At 68.7% G+C, this 21,344-nt stretch carries 18 protein-coding genes and 1 tRNA gene; 13 read left to right on the top strand and 6 right to left on the bottom strand.

All coding sequences use genetic code 11. From position 1 onward, the window contains the following. The 9 genes from dnaA (at position 1) to ACQPXG_RS00045 (ending at position 12,756) form a co-directional block, all read left to right on the top strand. Positions 1-2,034: a chromosomal replication initiator protein DnaA gene (dnaA, locus tag ACQPXG_RS00005; RefSeq protein ID WP_433465489.1), complete on the top strand. Its 2,034-nt coding sequence runs from the start codon at positions 1-3 to the stop codon at positions 2,032-2,034. 664 nt (positions 2,035-2,698) lie between these two features. Beyond that, a complete protein-coding gene (gene dnaN, locus ACQPXG_RS00010; protein ID WP_433465490.1) occupies positions 2,699-3,841 on the top strand; it encodes a DNA polymerase III subunit beta in 1,143 nt (380 codons plus the stop codon). Between the two features lie 113 nt (positions 3,842-3,954). Then, positions 3,955-4,875 carry a phosphogluconate dehydrogenase (NAD(+)-dependent, decarboxylating) gene (gene gnd, locus ACQPXG_RS00015; RefSeq protein WP_433465491.1) on the top strand — a complete coding sequence of 307 codons (921 nt, stop codon included), beginning with the start codon at positions 3,955-3,957 and terminating at the stop codon, positions 4,873-4,875. 33 nt (positions 4,876-4,908) lie between these two features. Beyond that, complete coding sequence (recF, locus tag ACQPXG_RS00020; RefSeq protein ID WP_433465492.1) at positions 4,909-6,051, top strand: DNA replication/repair protein RecF; 1,143 nt, start codon at positions 4,909-4,911, stop codon at positions 6,049-6,051. Next, entirely contained in the window at positions 6,048-6,575 is a 528-nt protein-coding gene (locus ACQPXG_RS00025; protein ID WP_433465493.1) for a DUF721 domain-containing protein, read from the top strand. The genes recF and ACQPXG_RS00025 overlap by 4 nt, the downstream gene beginning before the upstream one ends. Positions 6,576-6,948: 373 nt before the next feature. Beyond that, on the top strand, positions 6,949-8,886 hold the full coding sequence (gene gyrB / locus ACQPXG_RS00030; RefSeq protein WP_433465494.1) for a DNA topoisomerase (ATP-hydrolyzing) subunit B: 1,938 nt from the start codon (positions 6,949-6,951) through the stop codon (positions 8,884-8,886). Between the two features lie 86 nt (positions 8,887-8,972). Then, the gene (gene gyrA, locus ACQPXG_RS00035) at positions 8,973-11,477 is read left to right on the top strand and encodes a DNA gyrase subunit A (RefSeq protein WP_433465495.1); all 2,505 of its coding nucleotides are present in this window, start codon (positions 8,973-8,975) and stop codon (positions 11,475-11,477) included. A gap of 561 nt (positions 11,478-12,038) precedes the next feature. After that, positions 12,039-12,587: a DUF3566 domain-containing protein gene (locus tag ACQPXG_RS00040; RefSeq protein WP_433470176.1), complete on the top strand. Its 549-nt coding sequence runs from the start codon at positions 12,039-12,041 to the stop codon at positions 12,585-12,587. Between the two features lie 92 nt (positions 12,588-12,679). Further along, positions 12,680-12,756 (top strand) — tRNA-Ile (locus ACQPXG_RS00045). Between the two features lie 199 nt (positions 12,757-12,955). On the opposite strand, the gene ACQPXG_RS00050 is transcribed toward ACQPXG_RS00045, so the two are convergent. The 4 genes from ACQPXG_RS00050 to ACQPXG_RS00065 form a co-directional block, all read right to left on the bottom strand. Next, entirely contained in the window at positions 12,956-13,228 is a 273-nt protein-coding gene (locus ACQPXG_RS00050; RefSeq protein WP_433465496.1) for a helix-turn-helix domain-containing protein, read from the bottom strand. Further along, complete coding sequence (locus ACQPXG_RS00055) at positions 13,228-13,719, bottom strand: DUF2975 domain-containing protein (RefSeq protein WP_433465497.1); 492 nt, start codon at positions 13,717-13,719, stop codon at positions 13,228-13,230. Before ACQPXG_RS00055 ends, ACQPXG_RS00050 begins: the two co-directional genes overlap by 1 nt. 362 nt (positions 13,720-14,081) lie before the next feature. Next, entirely contained in the window at positions 14,082-14,438 is a 357-nt protein-coding gene (locus tag ACQPXG_RS00060) for an ADP-ribosylation/crystallin J1 (protein WP_433465498.1), read from the bottom strand. Positions 14,439-14,480: 42 nt separating this feature from the next. Then, entirely contained in the window at positions 14,481-15,344 is an 864-nt protein-coding gene (locus tag ACQPXG_RS00065; protein WP_433465499.1) for a dioxygenase, read from the bottom strand. 161 nt (positions 15,345-15,505) lie between these two features. Here ACQPXG_RS00065 and ACQPXG_RS00070 point away from each other — a divergent pair, with 161 nt between their 5' ends. Next, positions 15,506-16,240 (top strand): bleomycin resistance protein, encoded by a 735-nt coding sequence (locus ACQPXG_RS00070; RefSeq protein ID WP_433465500.1) that lies wholly within the window; start codon positions 15,506-15,508, stop codon positions 16,238-16,240. A gap of 468 nt (positions 16,241-16,708) precedes the next feature. On the opposite strand, the gene ACQPXG_RS00075 is transcribed toward ACQPXG_RS00070, so the two are convergent. Beyond that, complete coding sequence (locus ACQPXG_RS00075; protein WP_433465501.1) at positions 16,709-17,059, bottom strand: VOC family protein; 351 nt, start codon at positions 17,057-17,059, stop codon at positions 16,709-16,711. Positions 17,060-17,329: 270 nt separating this feature from the next. On the opposite strand from ACQPXG_RS00075, the gene ACQPXG_RS00080 reads away from it, so the two are divergent. Genes ACQPXG_RS00080 through ACQPXG_RS00090 form a run of 3 tightly spaced genes read left to right on the top strand, consistent with a single transcriptional unit; the run spans position 17,330 to position 19,425 of the window. Next, the gene (locus ACQPXG_RS00080) at positions 17,330-17,563 is read left to right on the top strand and encodes a hypothetical protein (protein WP_433465502.1); all 234 of its coding nucleotides are present in this window, start codon (positions 17,330-17,332) and stop codon (positions 17,561-17,563) included. Further along, entirely contained in the window at positions 17,520-18,458 is a 939-nt protein-coding gene (locus ACQPXG_RS00085; RefSeq protein ID WP_433465503.1) for an AraC family transcriptional regulator, read from the top strand. Before ACQPXG_RS00080 ends, ACQPXG_RS00085 begins: the two co-directional genes overlap by 44 nt. A gap of 40 nt (positions 18,459-18,498) precedes the next feature. Further along, positions 18,499-19,425: a DMT family transporter gene (locus ACQPXG_RS00090; protein WP_433465504.1), complete on the top strand. Its 927-nt coding sequence runs from the start codon at positions 18,499-18,501 to the stop codon at positions 19,423-19,425. Positions 19,426-19,441: 16 nt separating this feature from the next. On the opposite strand, the gene ACQPXG_RS00095 is transcribed toward ACQPXG_RS00090, so the two are convergent. After that, on the bottom strand, positions 19,442-21,235 hold the full coding sequence (locus ACQPXG_RS00095; RefSeq protein ID WP_433465505.1) for a M64 family metallopeptidase: 1,794 nt from the start codon (positions 21,233-21,235) through the stop codon (positions 19,442-19,444). Positions 21,236-21,344 lie beyond the last annotated feature (109 nt).

Genomic DNA, 21,344 nt, shown 5'->3' on the forward strand with positions numbered 1-21,344 from the left:
ATGGACGGTCAGGATCTCGGATCGGTCTGGGCCCGCACCCTCACCGCACTGTCCGAGAGCGATCTGTCACCGAGCTACCGCGCATGGCTGCCCATGGTCCGCCCGCTGGCGCTCGTCGAGGGGACGGCCCTGCTGGCCGCACCGAACGAGTTCGCCAAGGACGCGCTGGAAACGCGCCTCCGCAACCTCATCACGCAGGCTCTTTCCCACGAGCTGGGCAGGGCGATCCGTGTCGCGGTGACCGTCCAGCCGGAGCCGCCCGCGGGCACCCGTCCGGGCACGGGTGAGCCGCTGGGCGCACCGATCCCTGGGCCGGGGTCCGGGCTCGGTATGCACGAGCCCACACCTTCTTCTTATGGCGAGCCTTTCGGTGACCGCTCGCATGACGACCGCGACCGGGATCGCCCCTACACGGATCAGTCCTACGGTGACCAGCAGTACGGGGAACGCAGTGACCGCCCGTACCCGGAACAGCCGTACAACGACCAGGGGTACCGGCCCCAGTCGGGAGTTACCCACAATCCCGGTCCGCCCGGAGGTTATCCACAGGGTCAGGACGACGACCGTGGAGCGTATCCGCCGCCGCCTCGCCCACCGGCGTATGGAACGGGCCCGGGCGGACGCGGCCCGGCACCGTTCGAGGGACGCGGCTACCCCGGCTACGGAGGCCAGGAGAACTTCGGTGGAGGGCAGGAAGGGTTCGGCGGCGAGCCTCCGGGACGTCCGCCGCACTCTCACCTGAACGACCGCACGCTCGGCCAGCTGCGCCCTGGCGGCCGCTCCGAGCAACCGGGCCGCGAGTCCCAGCACGGTGGGAACGAGCCACCGCTCGGGCACACCGACGACACGTTCCAGAACGGCGAGCAGCCCTTCCCCGGCGGCGAACAGCAGTACGGCGGCGGGGAGCAGACCTTTCGGGGCGAGGGCGCCTTCCGGGACGAGGAGGTCTCCGACCCCCGTGCCCCCGCGCCGGCGCAGCAGGCTGGCGCGTCCGAGCATGCGCGCCTGAACCCCAAGTACACGTTCGAGACGTTCGTCATCGGCTCGTCCAACAGGTTCGCCCATGCCGCCGCCGTCGCGGTCGCCGAGCAGCCGGCGAAGGCGTACAACCCGCTGTTCGTCTACGGCGACTCCGGCCTGGGCAAGACGCATCTGCTCCACGCGATCGGGCACTACGCGCAAAGCCTCTTCAACGGGGCCCGCGTCCGCTATGTGAGCTCCGAGGAGTTCACGAACGACTTCATCAATTCGATCCGCGACGGAAAGGCGGACGGGTTCCGCCGCCGTTACCGGGATGTGGACATCCTCCTCGTCGACGACATCCAGTTCCTTGAAGGCAAGGAGCAGACGCAGGAGGAGTTCTTCCACACTTTCAACACCCTGCACAACGCCAGCAAGCAGATCGTCATCTCCAGCGACCGTCCGCCCAAGGAGCTGGTGACGCTGGAGGACCGGCTGCGCAACCGGTTCGAGTGGGGCCTGACGACCGACGTCCAGCCGCCCGAGCTGGAGACCCGGATCGCGATCCTGCAGAAGAAGGCCCGCCAGGAGGGCCTCGCCGCGCCGCCCGACGTGCTGGAGTTCATCGCCTCGCAGATCGCGACGAACATCCGCGAGCTGGAGGGCGCGCTGATCCGGGTCACGGCGTTCGCGAGCCTGAACCGGCAGTCGGTCGACATGAAGCTGGCCGAGATCGTGCTGAAGGACCTCATCCCGAACGACTCCGGACCCGAGATCACCGCCGCGATGATCATGGCGCAGACGGTGGAGTACTTCGGGACGACGATCGAGGACCTGTGCGGCCCGTCCCGGTCCCGGATGCTCGTCACCGCCCGGCAGATCGCGATGTACCTGTGCCGGGAGCTGACGGAACTGTCCCTCCCCAAGATCGGACAGCAGTTCGGGGGACGCGACCACACCACGGTCATGCACGCCGAACGCAAGATCCGGTCGCTGATGGCCGAGCGCCGCGCCATTTACAACCAGGTCACGGAGCTGACGGGACGCATCAAGCATCAGGCCCGCAAGCGCTGACCGGCCGCGCCGTACACATTGTGGACAGACCGGTGCCGCCCCTGTGGACGGACTCCGAACGCCTCGTCCACACCCTGTTCCGGGCAAAGAACCGACAAAGGGCGCGACTGCCCCGAGAATCGGCGCCGCTACTCACAAGTTGTGGAAAACTCTGGGGATTTTCGCGGATAACCCTGTGGGCAACCGTTGGAGAAGCTGAGGATGAACAGTGGACGGAGGTGGACCGGCTGTGCACGGCCGCCCCGACTCCTGGGGAAAACCGGTGGAAGAGCTGGGGACGGCCTGGGGGCGGACCAGGCGATCCCCCGTCCCGGTGTCCCCAGCCACGGCGAACGGACGGCGAACCGGCGGAAGACCCGTGGAGAACTCGTGGATAACCGGGGGATGACATGAGGACGACCTGTGGGGATGATTTCGCCGTCCCCAGGCGCCGCCGCGCCGTCCACGCCCCATGCACAGCGCCCGTGGACAGAGAAACGCGGTCTCACCTGGGACGATGGCCTCTGTCCACACTATCCACCGCCCCTATTACTGGTACTGCTCTACTTCTCTATCCAAAAAAAGATCCACCTCAAGTCAGGGCCTGGGGACAACGCGCCCCGAGCGCCCCGGCCCAGCCAAGATCACCTCACCGTTGTCCGAAACCTGCAGGAGGCGGGTCCACTTGAAGTTCCGCATCGACAGAGACGCCCTGGCCGACGCCGTCGCCTGGACCGCGCGTACGCTCCCGGTCCGTCCCCCGGTACCGGTCCTCGCGGGCATGCACATCGTCGCCGGAGGCGAAGACAACAGCGACCGGCTGAAGCTGTCCGCGTTCGACTACGAGGTCTCCGCTCAGGTGTCCACGGACATCGACGTCGAGGAGGCCGGGACCGCGCTGGTGTCCGGACGCCTTCTCGCCGAGATCTCGCGCAGCCTTCCTCCCCACCCTGTGGAAGTGACGACGGACGGCGCGAAAGTGATGCTCCGCTGCGGAAGCGCGAAGTTCACACTTCTCACCATGCCTGTGGAGGACTACCCGACGCTTCCGGAGATGCCGCCGGCGGCGGGGTCGGTGGGCAGCGACGAGTTCGCGGCCGCCGTGTCCCAGGTCGCGATCGCCGCCGGCAAGGACGACACGATCCCGATGCTGACGGGCGTCCGGGTGGAGATCGAAGGCGAGACCGTCACGCTGGCGTCCACGGACCGCTACCGTCTCGCCGTCCGTGAGCTGCACTGGAAGCCCGAGCGGCCCGACTTCTCCGCCGTCGCGCTCGTCCCCGCCCGGACGCTCGCCGACACCGCCAAGTCGCTGACGGCCGGCGCGGAGGTGTCGATCGCGCTCGGCGGGGCGGGCGGCACCGGCGAGGGCATGATCGGCTTCGAGGGCGGCGGTCGCCGCACCACGTCCCGGCTGCTGGACGGCGACTTCGTCAAGTACCGGTCGCTGCTGCCGAGCGAGTACGCGGGCCTCGCCGAGATCCAGACCGCGCAGTTCATCGAGGCCGTCAAGCGCGTCTCGCTGGTCGCCGAGCGGAACACGCCCGTCCGGCTCTCGTTCAGCCAGGGCGAGGTCGTCCTGGAGGCGGGCACCGGGGACGAGGCTCAGGCCGTGGAGGCCCTGGAGGCCTCCCTGGAGGGCGAGGACATCGACATCGCGTTCAACCCCGCGTTCCTCCTCGACGGGCTCTCCGCGATCGGCTCCGACGTGGCGCGGCTGTCCTTCACGACCCCGACCAAGCCGGCCGTCCTCACCGGGAAGCCGCCGCAGGAAGGCGAGAACCCGAACTACCGTTACCTGATCATGCCCGTCAGGCTGTCCGGATGAGCATGACCCCCCGAGGGCATGCCCTGGGGCGCGCCGGGGACGATGGTTCCGCGGGGGAGCCGAGCCCCCGCGGACGGCACGGGTAGTCACGGACTGGGGAGAGTGAGCGTTTCATGGAGCTTGGGATCATCGGCCTGGGCAAGATGGGCGGCAACATGGCCGAGCGGCTGCGCCGCGGCGGCCACACCGTGGTCGGCTACGACCGCGACCCGGGGGTCAGCGACGTCGGCTCGGTCGAGGAGCTGATCGGACGGCTGTCCGCGCCGCGCGCCGTCTGGGTCATGGTGCCGGCGGGTCAGCCGACCGCCGACACCATCCACAGCCTGGGGGAGGCCCTGCAGCCGGGCGACATCGTGATTGACGGCGGTAATTCACACTATGTGGACGACCAGAAGCACGGCGAAGAACTGGCCGCCAAGGGCATCGGGTTCGTCGACTGCGGTGTGAGCGGCGGCGTCTGGGGCCTGGAGAACGGCTACGCCCTCATGGTCGGCGGGGACGACGACAACGTGAAGCGGCTGATGCCGATCTTCGAGACGCTCAAGCCGGAGGGGGAGTTCGGCTTCGTCCACTCCGGGAAGATCGGCGCCGGCCACTTCGTGAAGATGGTCCACAACGGCATCGAGTACGCGATGATGCAGGCGTTCGGCGAGGGCTACGAGCTGATCGAGGCCAGCCCCCTCGTGACCAAGGTGCCGGAGACCTTCCTGAGCTGGCAGGAGGGCACGGTCATCCGCTCCTGGCTGCTGGACCTGCTGAACCGCGCGCTCGCCGGCGACCCCGAGCTGGACGATCTGCGCGGCTACGCCAACGACTCGGGCGAGGGCCGCTGGACCGTCCAGGCCGCGGTCGAGCACGCCGTCCCGCTGCCCGCGATCAGCGCCTCCCTGTTCGCCCGCTTCGCCTCCCGCCAGGACGATTCGCCCGCGATGCGGGTCGTCGCCGCCCTCCGCAAGCAGTTCGGCGGCCACGCCGTCGAGGCCGTCGGTGACGGCGACTCCCCCGGCGCCGACGTCAACCCGCCCGCCGTCTGACGGGGCGCGCGGAAGGCTCTACGCTCGTGTGTCGTGCACGTCGCCCACCTTTCGCTCCAGGACTTCCGCTCCTACCCGGCCGCCGAGGTCGCGCTGGAGCCGGGGGTCACGGCGTTCGTGGGCCCCAACGGGCAGGGCAAGACGAACCTGGTGGAGGCCATCGGGTACGTCGCCTCGCACGGCAGCCACAGGGCCGCGACGGACGCGCCGCTCGTCCGGCATGGGGCGCCGCGTGCGATCGTCAGGGCCGGTGTGGTGAAGGACGACCGCAAGGCACTGATCGAGCTTGAGATCAACCCGGGCAAGGCGAACCGGGCGCGGCTCAACCGGTCCCCCGTCCCGAGGCCGCGCGAGATCCTGGGGATGCTCCGGACGGTGTTGTTCGCCCCCGAGGACCTCGCGCTCGTGAAGGGGGACCCGGGGGAGCGGCGCCGGTTCATGGACGAGCTGCTCACCGCGCGGGCTCCACGGTTCGCCGGTGTGCGCTCGGACTATGACCGTGTCCTCAAGCAGCGCAACGCTCTATTGAGATCGGCGGCCGCGCACAGGCGCTCCCCCAGCCAGGAGGTGCTCGCGACCCTGGACGTGTGGGATTCGCATCTGGCACGTACGGGATCGGAGCTTCTGGCGGCCCGGCTGGACCTGGTGAACGCACTCCGTCCGCTGGTGGCCCGCGCCTATGCGGCGCTTGCGCCGCATAGCGGCGCGGTCGACCTGATCTACAGGAGCTCCCTGGGGGACGCGGAGTTGTCCACAGACCGTGGACAACTTGCCGAGCAACTGCTCGCGGCGACGGGCGAATCACGTAAGCAGGAGCTGGAGCGCGGTGTGAGCCTCGTCGGGCCGCACAGGGACGAGCTGGTCCTGCGCCTTGGGGAGCTTCCGGCGCGCGGCTACGCCAGCCATGGTGAGTCGTGGTCGTTCGCGCTCGGACTCCGCTTGGCCGCGTTCGACCTGCTCCGCGCCGACGGCGACGACCCGGTGCTCATCCTGGACGACGTGTTCGCCGAGCTGGACACCGGACGCCGCAGCCGGCTGGCCGAGATGGTGGCGCCTGCCGAGCAGGTCCTCATCACGGCGGCCGTTCCGGCGGACGTCCCCGCCGAACTGACGGGGGGCTCGTATACCGTCTCCGACGGCCAGGTCGTCCGGGGCGCCGAGGGGGCGAACGCGTGAGCGATCCACAGGATGTGCACGACTCCGCCGACGAGGAGACCGCCGACGAGGGGGCCGTTCCGGCCAAGTCGGGGATCGAACTGGCCCGGGAGGCGCTCGCCCAGGCGAAGGCGGACGCCCTGAAGCGGGGCACCCTTCCCGGTCAGAAGCGCAAGGGCAACGGCCGGCTCGTCCGCGTGCGGGAGCCCGGACGCGGCGGCGACCCGAAGCTGTTCGGGGCGGCGATCCGCGATCTGATGGCGTCCCGCGGCTGGGAGCAGCGGGCGGCCGTCGGCGGCGTCTTCGGCAACTGGGCGGGCATCGTCGGCGCGGAACTGGCCGAGCACACCCGCCCGGACCGCTTCGAGGACGGCGAGCTCACCATCGCCGCCGACTCGACGACGTGGGCGACGCAGCTGCGCCTGCTGTCGTCCACCCTGGTCCGGCGGCTGAACGAGGAACTCGGGCACGGCACCGTCCGGAAGGTGAAGGTGGTGGGCCCCTCCTCCGGGCCGCGCCGGACGGGCGCCTGGCGTGCCCGCTGAGCCGGCGCGCCGGGGCGTCCCCCTCGGCGGGCGGCGGGTGTCGGTGCCGGGTGGGAACATCTGTTCGGGGGTCGCGGTCTCCAGTTCAGCGGCCAGCGCCACGTAGGCCAGAGAACCCCCCAGGCCGTATGGGGGGATGTGGCTCCAGGGTCAATCGGCCGCCACACGCGCATACAGAGCTTGTGAGTGCCACTTTCTGTCGCGTCACCCGGTAGAATGATTCCGGGTTCAGGATGCTGCGCCGCCATGAGGTGCCCGGGGCTCTGACCACGAAGAACCAGAGCACGACCCGGGTGCCTTCATGTGTGTTACGGGGCACACCGCGCCTCCCTCGGGCGCGGGGCGGCGGACGTCCCCGGCAGGAGGATCTCCTTTGGCGTACGACGCTAGTTCGATCACTGTCCTTGAAGGGCTTGAGGCGGTTCGCAAGCGCCCGGGCATGTACATCGGCTCGACCGGTGAGCGCGGCCTGCACCACCTCGTCTACGAGATCGTGGACAACTCGGTCGACGAGGCCCTCGCCGGCTACGCCGACGAGATCGTGGTCACGCTGATGGCCGACGGCGGCGTCAGCGTGGACGACAACGGCCGCGGCATCCCCGTCGGCGAGCACCCGGTGGAGAAGCGTCCGGCCATCGAGCTGGTGCTGACCACGCTGCACGCGGGCGGCAAGTTCGACGGCAAGTCCTATGCGGTCTCTGGCGGCCTGCACGGCGTCGGCTCCGCCGTGGTGAACGCGCTGTCCACCCGTCTGGAGGCGGAGGTCCGCACCAGCGGCCACGTGTGGCGTCAGTCCTACACATGGCAGGGGCCGGAGACGGAGCTCCGCCAGGGCGAGGCGACCGAAGAGACCGGCACGATCATCAGCTTCTGGCCGGATCCCAGCATCTTCGAGACCACCGAGTGGAACTTCGAGACCCTCTCCCGCCGCATGCAGGAGATGGCGTTCCTCAACCGCGGCCTGTCCATCACGCTGCGGGACGAGCGTCCCGACCACATCAACGGTGAGCCGCACGTCGTCCGCTATTGCTACGAGGGCGGCATCGAGGATTTCGTCCGCTACATCAACGCCCGCAAGGACGCCGCCCACGAGTCGGTCGTCTACTTCGACGACGACACGACGGGCATGTCGGTCGAGATCGCCATGCAGTGGAACTCGTCCTACGCCGAGTCCGTCCACACCTTCGCCAACACGATCAACACGGCGGAGGGCGGCACCCACGAAGAGGGGTTCCGCGCGGCGCTGACCACGATCGTCAACCGGTACGCCCGCGACAAGGGCCTGCTGCGCGACAAGGACGACAACCTGACCGGCGAGGACGTCCGCGAGGGCCTCACCGCGATCATCTCGATCAAGCTGGCCGACCCGCAGTTCGAGGGGCAGACCAAGACCAAGCTCGGCAACACCGAGGCCAAGTCGTTCGTGCAGAAGGCGTGCAACGAGCACCTGCGCGACTGGTTCGAGGAGAACCCCGGCGAGGCCAAGGAGATCATCAACAAGGCGTCGCAGGCGGCGCGCGCGCGGGTCGCGGCGCGTCAGGCGCGCGACCTGACCCGCCGCAAGAGCCTGCTGGAGTCGACGTCGCTGCCCGGCAAGCTGTCGGACTGCCAGTCGACCGACCCGGCCAAGTCGGAGCTGTACATCGTCGAGGGCGACTCGGCGGGCGGCTCCGCGAAGGGCGGCCGGAACCCGCACTTCCAGGCGATCCTCCCGATCCGCGGCAAGATCCTGAACGTGGAGAAGGCCAGGATCGACAAGATCCTGAAGAACAACGAGGTGCAGGCGATCATCACCGCCCTCGGCACCGGAGTGCACGACGAGTTCGACATCAGCAAGCTCCGCTACCACAAGATCATCCTGATGTCGGACGCCGACGTGGACGGCCACCACATCAACACGCTGCTGATGACGCTGCTGTTCCGGTTCATGAAGCCGCTGATCGAGGCCGGGCACGTGTACCTGTCCCAGCCCCCGCTCTACAAGATCAAGTGGGATGCCCGGGGCAACGAGGCCGACTACGCCTTCTCCGACGCCGAACGGGACGCGATCATCGAGGCCGGGATCGCCGCGGGCAAGCGCGACCCCCGTCCCCGCGACCAGGTGCAGCGCTTCAAGGGCCTCGGCGAGATGAACGCCAACGAGCTCTGGGACACCACCATGGACCCCGACAACCGGGTCCTGCTGCAGGTCCAGCTGGACGACGCCGCCCAGGCGGACGAGCTGTTCAGCGTGCTCATGGGCGAGGAGGTAGAGCCCCGCCGGGAGTTCATCCAGCGCAACGCCAAGGACGTGCGCTTCCTCGACATCTGAGGCACCCGCCTGGGCCGGGCTCCCATCGGCCTGACTCCCAAAAGGCGCCGGTACTTCCTTCCCACCGAGCAGAAGAGGTCTTGAGAGTGACGGACGTGACCACAGAGGGCGGCCACCCCGGCGAACGGATCGAGCCGGTCGACATCCAGGTCGAGATGCAGAAGAGCTATCTCGACTATGCGATGTCGGTCATCGTCGCGCGCGCGCTGCCCGAGGTACGAGACGGCCTCAAACCCGTGCACCGCCGCGTCCTGTACGCGATGTACGACGGCGGCTACCGGCCCGACCGCGGCTACTTCAAGTGCGCCCGCGTCGTCGGCGACGTGATGGGGAACTACCACCCGCACGGCGACTCCGCCATCTACGACGCGCTCGTCCGGCTCGCGCAGCCCTGGTCGATGCGGTACCCGCTGGTCGACGGGAACGGCAACTTCGGCTCGCGCGGCAACGACCCGGCCGCGGCCATGCGGTACACCGAGTGCCGCATGGCGCCCCTGGCGATGGAGCTGCTGCGCGACATCGACAAGGAGACCGTCGACTTCTCCCCCAACTACGACGGCCGCTCGCAGGAGCCGGACGTCCTGCCGTCCCGGTACCCGAACCTGCTGGTCAACGGGTCCGCCGGCATCGCGGTCGGGATGGCGACGAACATCCCGCCGCACAACCTGCGCGAGGTCGCCGACGGCGTCCGGTGGTACCTGGAGAACTACGGCGCGTCCGACGAGGAGCTCCTTGAGGCGCTGATCGAGCGGGTCAAGGGCCCCGACTTCCCGACCGCCGGCCTCATCGTCGGCCGCAAGGGCATCGAGGAGGCCTACCGCACCGGCCGCGGCTCGATCACCATGCGGGCCGTCGTGGAGGTCGAGGAGATCCAGGGCCGCACCTGCCTCGTCGTCACCGAACTGCCGTACCAGGTCAACCCGGACAACCTCGCCCTCAAGATCGCCGACGGGGTGAAGGACGGCAAGCTCGACGGCATCGCCGACGTCCGCGACGAGACGTCCGGCCGGACGGGGCAGCGCCTCGTCATCGTCCTCAAGCGGGACGCCGTCGCCAAGGTCGTCCTGAACAACCTGTACAAGCACACCCAGCTGCAGGAGACGTTCGGCGCGAACATGCTCGCGCTGGTGGACGGCGTGCCGCGCACCCTGCGCATCGACCAGTTCGTCCGGCACTGGGTCGCGCACCAGATCGAAGTCATCGTCCGCCGCACCCGGTTCCTGCTCCGCAAGGCCGAGGAGCGCGCTCACATCCTGCGCGCCCTGCTCAAGGCCCTCGACCGGATCGACGAAGTCATCGCGCTGATCCGGCGGTCGCCGTCCGCCTCGGAGGCGCAGCAGGGCCTGATGAACCTGCTGGAGATCGACGAGATCCAGGCGCAAGCCATCCTCGACATGCAGCTGCGCAAGCTCGCCGCCCTGGAGCGCCAGGCGATCACCGACGAGTACGACAAGCTCATGACCGAGATCGCCGACTACAACGACATCCTCGCCTCGCCGGAGCGGCAGCGGCAGATCGTCGGCGACGAGCTCGCCCCGATCGTCGAGAAGTTCGGCGACGAGCGGCGCACCGAGATCATCCCGTTCGACGGGGACGTGTCGTACGAGGACCTCATCGCCGAAGAGGACGTCGTCGTCACGATCACCCGCGGCGGCTACGCCAAGCGCACCAAGACGGACCTGTACCGGGCGCAGCGGCGCGGCGGCAAGGGCATCCGCGGCGCGCAGCTGAAGCAGGACGACATCGTCGACCAGTTCTTCGTCACGACGACGCACCACTGGATCCTGTTCTTCACCAACAAGGGCCGGGTCTACCGGGCGAAGGCGTACGAACTGCCCGATTCCGGCCGGGACTCTCGAGGCCAGCACGTCGCGAACCTGCTCGCCTTCCAGCCGGACGAGCACATCGCCCAGGTCATGGATCTCCGCGACTACGAGGTCGCCCCCTACCTCGTCCTCGGGACGAAGAAGGGCCGCGTCAAGAAGACCGCCCTGAGCGACTTCGACTCGCCCCGCACCGGCGGCATCATCGCCATCAACCTCGTCGACGACGACGAGGTCATCGCGGCGCGGCTGGTGTCGTCCGAGGACAACCTGCTGATGGTGTCCACCGGCGCCCAGGCGATCCGGTTCCGCGCCGACGACGAGTCGCTCCGGCCCATGGGACGCGCCACGTCCGGCGTGATCGGCATGCGTTTCGAGGAAGACCAGGAGGTCCTCAACGTGCTGGTCGTCCAGGACGCCTCCGACGACGTCCTGGTGGCCACCCGAGGCGGCTACGCCAAGCGCACCCGCGTGGACCAATACCCGCTCCAGGGGCGTGGGGGTAAGGGCGTCCTCACCGCTAAGATCGTGGAATCGCGCGGAATGTTGGTAGGGGCCTTGATGGTCGGCCCGGACGACGAGGTGTTCGCGATGACGTCCAACGGCGGCGTCATTCGTACCACCGCCGCCGAGATCAAGCAGTCCGGCAGGCAGACCATGGGGGTCCGCCTCATGAACCTCGCCGACGGGGACAGCGTGGTGGCCATCGCGAGGAACGTAGAGTCCATGGAGGACTCGGACGACGCCGAAGGGGGCGACGGTGAGTGACGTAGCTTGCATCGTCACCGAGCCGCTAGGCCAGGAGGACACGTGAGCACCGAGCCCGGCAACGACGAGGACGGGCCCGGCACGGCCGACACCGCCAAGGACGATGCCGCGAAGGACGGCGGCACCCGGAAACCGGGCGCGGCCAAACCGCGTCCGGCGCGGCCGGGCTCGGCGAAACCAGGCTCCGCCAAGCCCAAGGCGAAGCCCGCCGGCAAGCCCGGCGCGAAGCCGGGCAAGACCGTGGCCGCAGCGTCCGCCAAGTCCGGGCGGGACGAGACGGTCGTCGACATCGACCCGGGCGCCGCGGCCTCCGCCGAGCCGGACGGCCCCGGGACGGAGGAGACCCGGACCGACCTCGCCCAGATCGGGAAGGAGAACCGGCCCACGGCCGCCGCGTCCGAAACCCCGGAGATCGCCCCGGTCAAGGACACCGCCGAGCCGCCCAAGGACGAGAAGCCGGCACCCTCCTCCTCGCCTTCACCGGCCCCGTCGCCCTCCGGCCCGGCGGGCTGGACCAAGCCCGCCGAGCCGTCCGGTTCGGTCTCGACAGGACGTACGGACATGCCCGCCAAGCCGTTCAACTCCCCAGGAACCCCGTCGGGCAACTCGACGTCCACCTCCGGCTCCGGTTCGGGCTCGGGCGGCCGCGGCTTCGCCGGCACCGTCCTGAAGGACCGCCCGTCCACCTCGATGGCCCCCGCCAACTCCTCGTCGAAACCCGCCAACGGCAAACCCGCCCGCAAGGCCCAGCTCCAGCTCTCCCGGCTCGAACCCTGGTCGGTGATGAAGTTCAGCTTCGTCATGTCGCTGGTCTGCTTCGTCGTCCTCCTGGTCGCCGTCATCGTCCTGTACGTGATCCTCTCCGGCCTCGGCGTGTTCGACGCGATCAGCGACACCGTCAACAGCCTGACCAAGGAACAAGGCGAAACCAGCAGCGGCGTCGACGCCGGCAACTGGTTCTCCTTCATCCGCGTCTTCGGGTACACCGTCCTCGTCGGCGCCCTGAACGTCCTCCTCATCACCGCCCTCTCCACGGTCGGCTCCGTCATCTACAACCTCGCCGCCGACCTCGTGGGCGGCGTGGAAGTCACCCTCAAGGAGGCCGAGTAGCCCCACCCCGCCGCCGCCCCGCAATCGATTTCCGGTTGCCCGCCCAGATGGGGTAATCTCTCGTTGCGCCGCCAGGGGCGGCGGCACACTCCGGGCCTATAGCTCAGTCGGTTAGAGCGCATCCCTGATAAGGATGAGGCCGGTGGTTCAAGTCCACCTAGGCCCACCAGCTCAATGCAGGTCAGAGACCGGTTCCGAGTAACTCGGAACCGGTCTTTTGATCGTTTGGCACTCCCATGGCACTCGGACTCCGTGCCATCACGGGGCACGAGCTGATCCCCCGAGGCACCCGATCGTCCCTGATCCTTTTCCGCTTGGACCGGGCGAGGCCCGGTGTCGCCTGCGGCACTCCCTGACAGGCTGCCGTACTAGGGTCCGTCTTCCACTTCGGCCTTAGCCACCGTTGCCGACGGCTGAGGTCCGCCGCCCGCGGTGTCCTTGGCCTCAAAGCGCAGCAGGTCTCCCGGCTGGCAGTCGAGCGCCTCGCAGAGCGCGGCGAGTGTGGTGAAGCGCACCGCCTTGGCGCGGCCGTTCTTGAGTACCGCCAGGTTGGCGGGGGTGATCCCGACGCGGTCCGCGAGTTCGCCCACCGACAGCTTCCGCTTGGCGAGCATCACGTCGATGTCGACGGTGATCGGCATCAGATCACCTCGTCCAGCTCGGCCTGCATCTGCGTCGCTTCGACTTCTCGCGCGACGGCCTGGGCGAGCAGCGTCCGCAGCACGAGCACGATGAGCGCGACGCCCAGGATGGCCACGCCAATGCCGCCCATGATGAGGGTGACGCCCGGGTCGTCTCGCTGGCCCGGCGCATTGAGGGCCGTGACCGCGAACCACACGAGGGCGGCCGCCACGATCGCGCCGATGATGACGTCCACGTACCGGAAGGCGGCGTGGGAGAACACGGTTCCGCGTCGCACCATCGTCACCAGCCGCCATACGCAGACCCCGGTGACCTGGACCGTCCCGATGCCCAGGATCGTGATCACGCGCAGCGGGGTCAGTGGGAGCGACCCGTCCTCCGGGTCGTTCCCACTGACCAATGCCCACACCATCAACGCCTGGACGAACACGGTGCCGGTGAGCACCACCCCGAGCACGGCGCGCAGCGCGCGCACTGTCAGCTTTCCCATGGCCCTGCCTTCCATCGAGTTGCGATGGAAATCTATCGGTATTCGATAGATAAGGCAAGGGATTGGCTGAGGAGGCAGGACTTCGGTACAGACTTCCGGGCCAGGTGACGCACCGATGAGGAAACAACGTCAGCCGGGGCTTGTGCCCGTGTGTCGGGCGATGGCGTCGATGCCACGCCCCACGTCGGCACTTCAGCGACCGCAGGGTGAGGCCGGGGGCTCAATCCACCTTGCCTGCTCGGAGTTGGGCGGGGGTGTGGTCGTTGCTACCTGCCGGTTGCGGGAGTTCGGTGGGGGTGTCGTCTGCGCAGGTCAGGGGGTGGTTATCCAGAGGATGGGGGTGTTTCTCCACAGGTTGTGGATTACTTGGGGGCGTCGGCGTGGAACTCGTGGATGACCTCGATCAGGCCGATGATGTGCTTGTTGAACTCTTCGAGCTCCTCGGCGGGGACCCAGAGTTCCAGGATCGTTCGGCCGCCGGCCTGGCGGACGGGGTAGCGGGCGGCGAAGGCGGCGTCCACCTCGAACCTCGTCACATAGCCCGAGCCGTGTGCGGGCACGTTCCAGTCGCGCGCGATCTTGATCGCGTAGTCCTCGTTGAGGACCGGGTAGAAGATCGGCTGGTCCGGGAGCCTGGGCGGCCATGAGCGCCAGCCCGAGGCGCGCAGGAGGTCCAGCTCGGCGGGACCGACCGGGCGCCAGAGGGTGCGGGTGGTCATCTGCAGAGTCTGCCCGGCTGGGACGTCCGGTGGCCACGGCATTTACCGGTCAGCCTCCCTGCTCAGGACCAGGTCGAACTCGGCGTGGCGGAAGGGGGCCTGGACGTTGTTCCGGGAGGCGGCCTCCTTGTCGTTCGATTCGGTGAAATCGACGATGAGGCTCTGCTTGACCGCGAAGACCGCGTCGGAGTCCAGATAGGGGCTGCCCGCAACGAAGACGTGCGTAGTCAGAGGGGTGTGGCCGTCCGCCCGGACTATGAAGTGGATATGGGCCGGGCGGTAGGGGTGGCGTCCGGTGGCTTCCAGGAGGCGGCCGATCGGGCCGTCCGTCGGGATCGGGTAGTGGCTGGGGATGACGGTGCGGAAGTTGAATCGGCCTTCGGTGTCAGTGTGGAAAAGGCCGCGTCCGTTGCCGGCCGGTTGCACGCCGGGTCGCTGAACGTCGTAGAAGCCGTTCTCGTCGCACTGCCAGACGTCGACCTCCGCGTTGGGTAGAGGTGCGCCGTCGGTGTCCAGCACGCGTCCTGAGACCACGCACGGCTCTGCTTCGCCGACCAGATCGATGGTGTCGCCAAGCGCGCGCTGCGGCGACTCCACCATGTGGAAAGGGCCAAGGACGGTGCTTTCTGTGCCGCCCTCGTGTTCGTTCAGTGTCTCCACCAGCATCGAGACGCCGAGGACGTCCGACAGCAGGACGAACTCCTGGCGTGTGTCGGTGCAGGCCTGGCCGACCGCGGTGAGGAACCCAATGGCCTCCTCCCATTCCTTGATGGACGGCTTCGTCTCGCGGACGAATGCGTGCAGATGGCGGGTGAGCGCGTCCAGCAGGTCACGGAGGCGGGCGTCGGGGGTGTTGCGAAAACTGTCCTGGACGGCCTGTGCGGCAGTGTGCTCGTTGAAGTCCACGGATGCCCTCCTATCCACAACCTGTGGAAAACTCTCGGCGAGGTTGCACCAGCCCTCCGAATGTTGCCCGCCACGACACATCATCCTCCATCTGTCCCGGTCGGGGCATGAAGATGTAATCAAACTTGACTAGCTTCCTTGGCGTTCCTACGCTTCCGGGTATGGGCGAGAAGGCGATACCGATCTTTCCGTGCCGTTCCATCACCGCGACCTGGGAGTTCTATCGGGTCCTCGGGTTCGAGCAGACCACCTGGCAGACGAGTCCGAATCCCTACCTGGCGGTTCGCCGCGGCGACGTCGAGCTCCAGTTCTTCGGCCGGAAGAAGCACGATCCGGCCGCCTCCATGAACATGTGCTACATCACCACGACGGAGGTGGACGCCCTCTACGAGTCGTTTCGGAGCGGGCTCAGGCAGGCCCTCGGCCGGATTCCCACCCGAGGGCTGCCTCGGCTGAGCGCCTTGCGTGACATGTCCTATGGAGTCCGGCAGTTCCTGCTCGGCGACCCGGACGGTCTTCAACTCCGCGTCGGCCAGCCCATCTCGGACGATCCGCGGCATGTGCCGATTCCGAAGGAGCCCGTGGCGAGGGCCTTCCACATGGCCGCGCTCCTCGGCGACTCCAAGGGGGATCATCGGGCCGGGGCCCGGATCCTTGATCATCTGCTGGCCTCGGGCGAGCCGCTGTCGCCGTCCGACCGCCTGAAAGCCCTCGTCCTGCGCGCCGACATGGCCGTCCACCTGGACGAACTGCCTCGTGCCCGGGCGCTCATGGCCGAGGCCCGCGCGATCGACATCCCCGACACCGCCGACCTGTCCGATGACCTCCAGCGGCTGGCCGACCTGGAGGCGGCGTCGAGAGGCCAGAACGACTCGGGTGTGCCGCCGTCGGCCTGACCTGTGGGAAAGTGAGCCGGCACTGCGGGTGAGTTGGGGACGTGGTTGGGGATTGCTGTGGGCAACGTTGTCCACCGGCCGGGCACGGTTGTGGAGGGTGTCCACCCACAGGGTGTGAACAGGGTGTGGGCGACGATGCCTCCGGCGGCGTCTTATCGCTGGTCAGTGGCTTTTCCACGACGTGGACAACTGATCGCGCGGGTTGGGGGCGGCCTGGGGAAGAATGGTGGACGCGAAGTCGGGCGGCCGTACCCAGGTTGTGCACCATGGTTATCCACAGGTTGTGGATTCTGTGGATGGAGCCGCCGTCGCGGCGATCCTGGAGGGGACGGCCTTCGACGGGCCGTCCAGACCGTGGAAAGCCCGGCTGTTCTGGGGATCCACCTGTGGACGTGTCCTCCGGAACGCCTGTTGCGACGCCGAGGGAGGTGTGTGCCAAGGTTGCCCACAGCCTGTGGATGACGGCGCCTAGAGATCCTTCGCCAGCGGGTGCAGCGGCTGGTAGATCGGCAGGTCTCCGCCGCTCGGCAGTCTGATCGCCGCGAGCAGGCCCCAGCGCTGTTCGCTGACCGGCACGTCGACATGAACGCCCTTGTCGATCAGGTCGTCCAGCGTGGCGTGGATGTCGTCGCACATCAGGTAGAACTCATGGCGCGGCTGTCCCTCCGTGGGATGCGCGGCCAGTTCGGCGGGAGGCAGCTTGAAGATCAGCCAGCCGTGGCCGGCGTCGACGTCCGGGAAGCCCAGGACGTCCCGGATGAACGCGCGGTCCGCCTCGGCATCGCGACTGTAGAGGATGACATGGGCACCGTTGATCATGGCCTTTCCCTTCGCCGTCCTCTGGTCCTTCCCCTGGACGCCCGCTTCCATGACCAGGTGCGGCGGTGGTCAGGATGAGGTTCGAGGTGTTCGGTGTTGGTGGGTGCATGACTTGCGTGACTCGGCCCGGTGCCAAGGATCCGAGTTCCGCGCCACGCCCGGCGTGGCGGGGGGACGCGGGCGTACTGTGGTCCGGAACCGGCGCCGCGAGGGGCGTGATCACCTCTCCGACCTGCGAACACCAGTTCGAATGCGTGCTACGCTCCCGGCATGGGGCAGTTGCTGAACGAGCCGGTCCGCGCCGAGCACGACCCGGCGGGACGGCTCACCGCGTACGAGTGGCGGGGGACGCGCTACGCGGTCGACGAGGTGCTGAAGACCTACGGGACGGCCGGCGAAGGCAGGGTCTACCGGATGCGGGTCACCGGCGCGGAGGGCGTGGCCGTCGTGGAGCTCGGCCGTGACGAGGATCGCTGGCGGCTCCGGCACGTCTTCTCGGCCTGACCGGCACCGGCGCGCGCGGAGCGGTGACGCCGCCGGCGTCGACCGGACGCTGTGGACGCGGGTGGGCGGCATCCAGGGGGCGCCGCTCGATCTGCTGACGGCCAGGATCGGCCGCCGGCACTACGCGCCGCACACCCACGACGAGTACGCCATCGGGGTGACCGTCGACGGCCTGGAGACGATGCTCTACCGGGGCGAGCGGATCTACTCGGCGGCCGGGAGCGTGGTCGTGGTGGAGCTTGGCGAGGCGCACACCGGCGGTCCGGCACGTCCCGAAGGCTTCGCCTACCTGTGCCTCTACCCGGGCGCCGAGCTGCTGGGAGCGGCGACGACGGCGGAACCCGGGCCGGTGCCGGTGGAACCCCACTTCGCCGACCCGATCATCGACGACCCGCGGCTCGGCGAGGCGCTGCGGCTCGCCCACCGCGCGCTGAGGCTCGGCGAAGACCCGCTTGAGGGCGAGTCACGGCTGCTCGGAGTGCTGGGCGCGCTCGTCCAGCGGCATGCGGCGTCCGGGCCGAAGGCGGTCCCGGGGCACCGCAGGGCCGAAGCCGGGCGGATCGCGAGGAAGGTCGCGACCCGCCTGTCCGACGAACTCGTCGCCCCGCCGACGCTTGCCGAAGTTGCCGCCGACCTGGAGCTTTCCCGCTATCAGCTGTTGCGCGTCTTCCGGGACGCGATGGGAATGCCGCCGTACGCGTGGCTCGCCCAGCACCGGGTGGCGCGTGCGCGTGCGCTGCTCGACGTGGGGCTTCGCCCGGCGGAGGCGGCGACGCTCGTCGGCTTCGCCGACCAGGCGCATCTCACCCGCTGGTTCCGCCGCGTGCTGGGCGTCACGCCGGGCGCGTACCGCAACAGCGTTCAAGACGGCATGACCCGCCGGCCGGCATCCTGAATGTCGTGAACGTCCAGAGTGGACGTGAACGGAGGTCGGGTTGAGTCGCCGTGGCTGGATGCTGTTCGCGCTGATGAGCGTGCTGTGGGGCATCCCCTATCTGATGATCAAGGTGGCGGTCGAGAGCGTCTCGGTCCCCATGGTGGTGTTCGCGCGGACGGCGCTCGGCGCGATCATCCTGCTGCCGCTCGCGGTCAGGGCGGGCCGGCTGGACCTGGTCCGGCGTCATTGGCGTCCGCTGCTGCTGTTCACCGCCGTGGAGATCCTCGGCCCGTGGGCGCTGCTGTCGGACGCGGAGAACCGGCTGACCAGTTCCATGACCGGGCTGCTGATCGCCGCCGTCCCGATCATCGGGGTGCTGCTCGCCCGGCTGGCCGGGGACGCGGAGCGGCTCGGGCCGGTGCGGTGGGCGGGGCTCCTGGTCGGGCTGGCCGGCGTCGGTGTGCTCGCCGGGCCGCACCTCGGCGGCGGCAGCGCATGGGCGATCGGCGAGGTCATGCTCGTCGCGCTCGGGTACTCCATCGCACCCGTGATCGCCACCCGGCGGCTCCAGGACCTCCCGAGCCTGCACATGGCGGCGTTCGCGCTGGCGATCGCCGCACTCGTCTACACCGGCCCCGCGATCGCCACCTGGCCGGAGACCATGCCGAGCGGGCGCGTCCTCGTGGCGCTCGTCGCGCTCGGCATGGTGTGCACGGCGCTGGCGTTCATCGTGTTCTTCGAGCTCATCCGGGAAGTCGGCACGTCCAGGGGCATGGTGTTCACGTACGTGAACCCGGCCGTGGCCGTCGCCGCCGGGGTCGTGTTCCTCGACGAGCCCCTCACCGCCACGATCACCGCCTCGTTCGTGCTGATCCTCGGCGGCTCCATCCTCGCGACCGCGCACCGCTCCCCGGAGCCGGCGCCCACGTCCGACAGCCCCGCGCCCCGACCCGCGTCCGCACCGGAGCCCGCGTCCGAACACTGACAGGGGCGAGGGCCGGTCAGCGCAGTGTCGCGATGAACTTCGCGGGCTTTCCGACGTTGCCCGCCGGGTCGACGGCGCGGTACTCGATGGTGTGGCGGCCCTTGCCGAGCTTGCCGTAGGTGAGGCTGTCGATGACCGTGCCGTTCTCGGTGAACAGCCAGGGCGCGGACGAGTCGGTCGGCCAGCCGAAGTAGTTGAACCATCCGTCGCCGTCCACGCGGAACTCCGAGACGACCACGCCTGGACGGTCGTCCGCGCCGGTCAGCCGCATGGTGAACGGGCCGTCGAAGACGTACTCGGGCGTGTGCCCAGGGCGCACCCGGCTCGATGCGGCCTTGGAGAGCTCATAGGTCACGGTCGGGGCCTGCGCGTCGATCGCCCAAGAGCGGCTCTTGGAGCCGACTCGCGCGGCCAGCGTGTGCGTGCCCTTGGCCAAGTGGAACCGTCTGAGGTCGATGTCCCGGTCGCCGCCGATTACACGCCGTCCGTCGAGTTCCCAGCGGACCTTGGGCGCGCTCTGCACAGGGTGGGTCGTTTCCACGTACACGACAGACTCGCCCCCGACGGGCTTGTCGGCCGGCGTGGACGACGTGAAGTCGGGGGGCACGTTCGTAGGCGGTGTGGTCAGGCTCGTATCGACCGTCCATGTGCGGACCTGGGTGAGCGCTGCGGAGGACCGTATCGCTGGGTCCCGGACGAAGCCCGTGGGGTCGGTCACCGTCGCCTTGACCGTGTGCGTGCCCGTCTTAAGGTGCAGCCTGGACAGATCCAGGTTCGCCCCACGTCCAACGGTCTTCCCGTCGACTGTCCATGTGACGGACAATTGATGACCGGTCGGATGCATCGTTTCGATCCACAGCACACGGTCGTCCCCCACCGGGGCGTCCGTAGGCGTGTTCGCCTGGACGAGGTTGACCTTGGCTGAGATCCGCTGGGTCATCCGTTCACGTGCGACCTGGTCGTAGTAGTAGCCCAGCGTCTTCATCATCGAGTGCTGGCTCGGCCTCCACACTCCCTTGCTGAAGTAGAGCCCGCCCTCGTACCGCCCTATGGTGCCCCCAGCCTCGCTTCGTTCACCGAGCCACCGCCACCACTTCTTCTTCTGCGCCTTCATCTCTTGCTCGGTCAGCAGCGTGTGGTGAATGGAGCCAGGCTCAGGACCGGTGTACGTCCCGCCAGGGACGCCACGCTGGTAGTAGTCGTACTCGTCGTCCAAGCCACCCAGTGAGTGGCCGAGCTCGTGCGGCGCGATGAGAGCCGACATCGCGTTCCCGCCGGACGCCGTTGCATAGGTGCCGCCTGCACCGCCGTAGGTGTCGCTGTTGGCGAGCGCAAGGAGCTGCCGATTTCCCGCCGTCGTGCCTGGGACGAGGTCCGCGTACGTCTTGGCAGCAGTCGAGTCCATGACCAGAAGGCGCTGGATGCCGTCCTCCCGGCAACCGCTCCAGAACGCCATCTTCAACGGCGTCGTGCGGCGCGGGGACGACAGTGCAGGGTCGCAGCTGACCCCGGACTCCCCGGACGGGATCTCCACCGCATACACGTTGATGTAGCTCCGGTACGACTTGAACGGCTCGATCGTCCACAGGTCGTTCAAGTGCTTGGCGAGGTGCGCGCGGAACTTCGGCATGTCCGCCGCCGTGTAGCCGTCCCCCAGCACGACCAGGTTGAAGCGCTTCGCCGGATCACCGGTGACCTGGACCGGAACCACCGTCGCGTCCGTCGGCTCGGCCGCCCGGGCGGGCGCCGACAGCAGCGACAGGACGGTCACGGCCGCGGTCCCGATCACGATCTTCCTGCCCGTCCACATGCGCAGACCTCCTCGCGCGGGGCGCACGCGGCGGGCGGGGTGCGGCCAGGACGGTGCGCCGGCTCGTCCCGCTGATCAAGCGGGTCCGCCCGGATTATCGTCGGAAGAT

It is taken from the genome of Spirillospora sp. CA-128828 (genome assembly GCF_050945415.1).
Classification (GTDB): Bacteria; Actinomycetota; Actinomycetes; order Streptosporangiales; family Streptosporangiaceae; genus Spirillospora.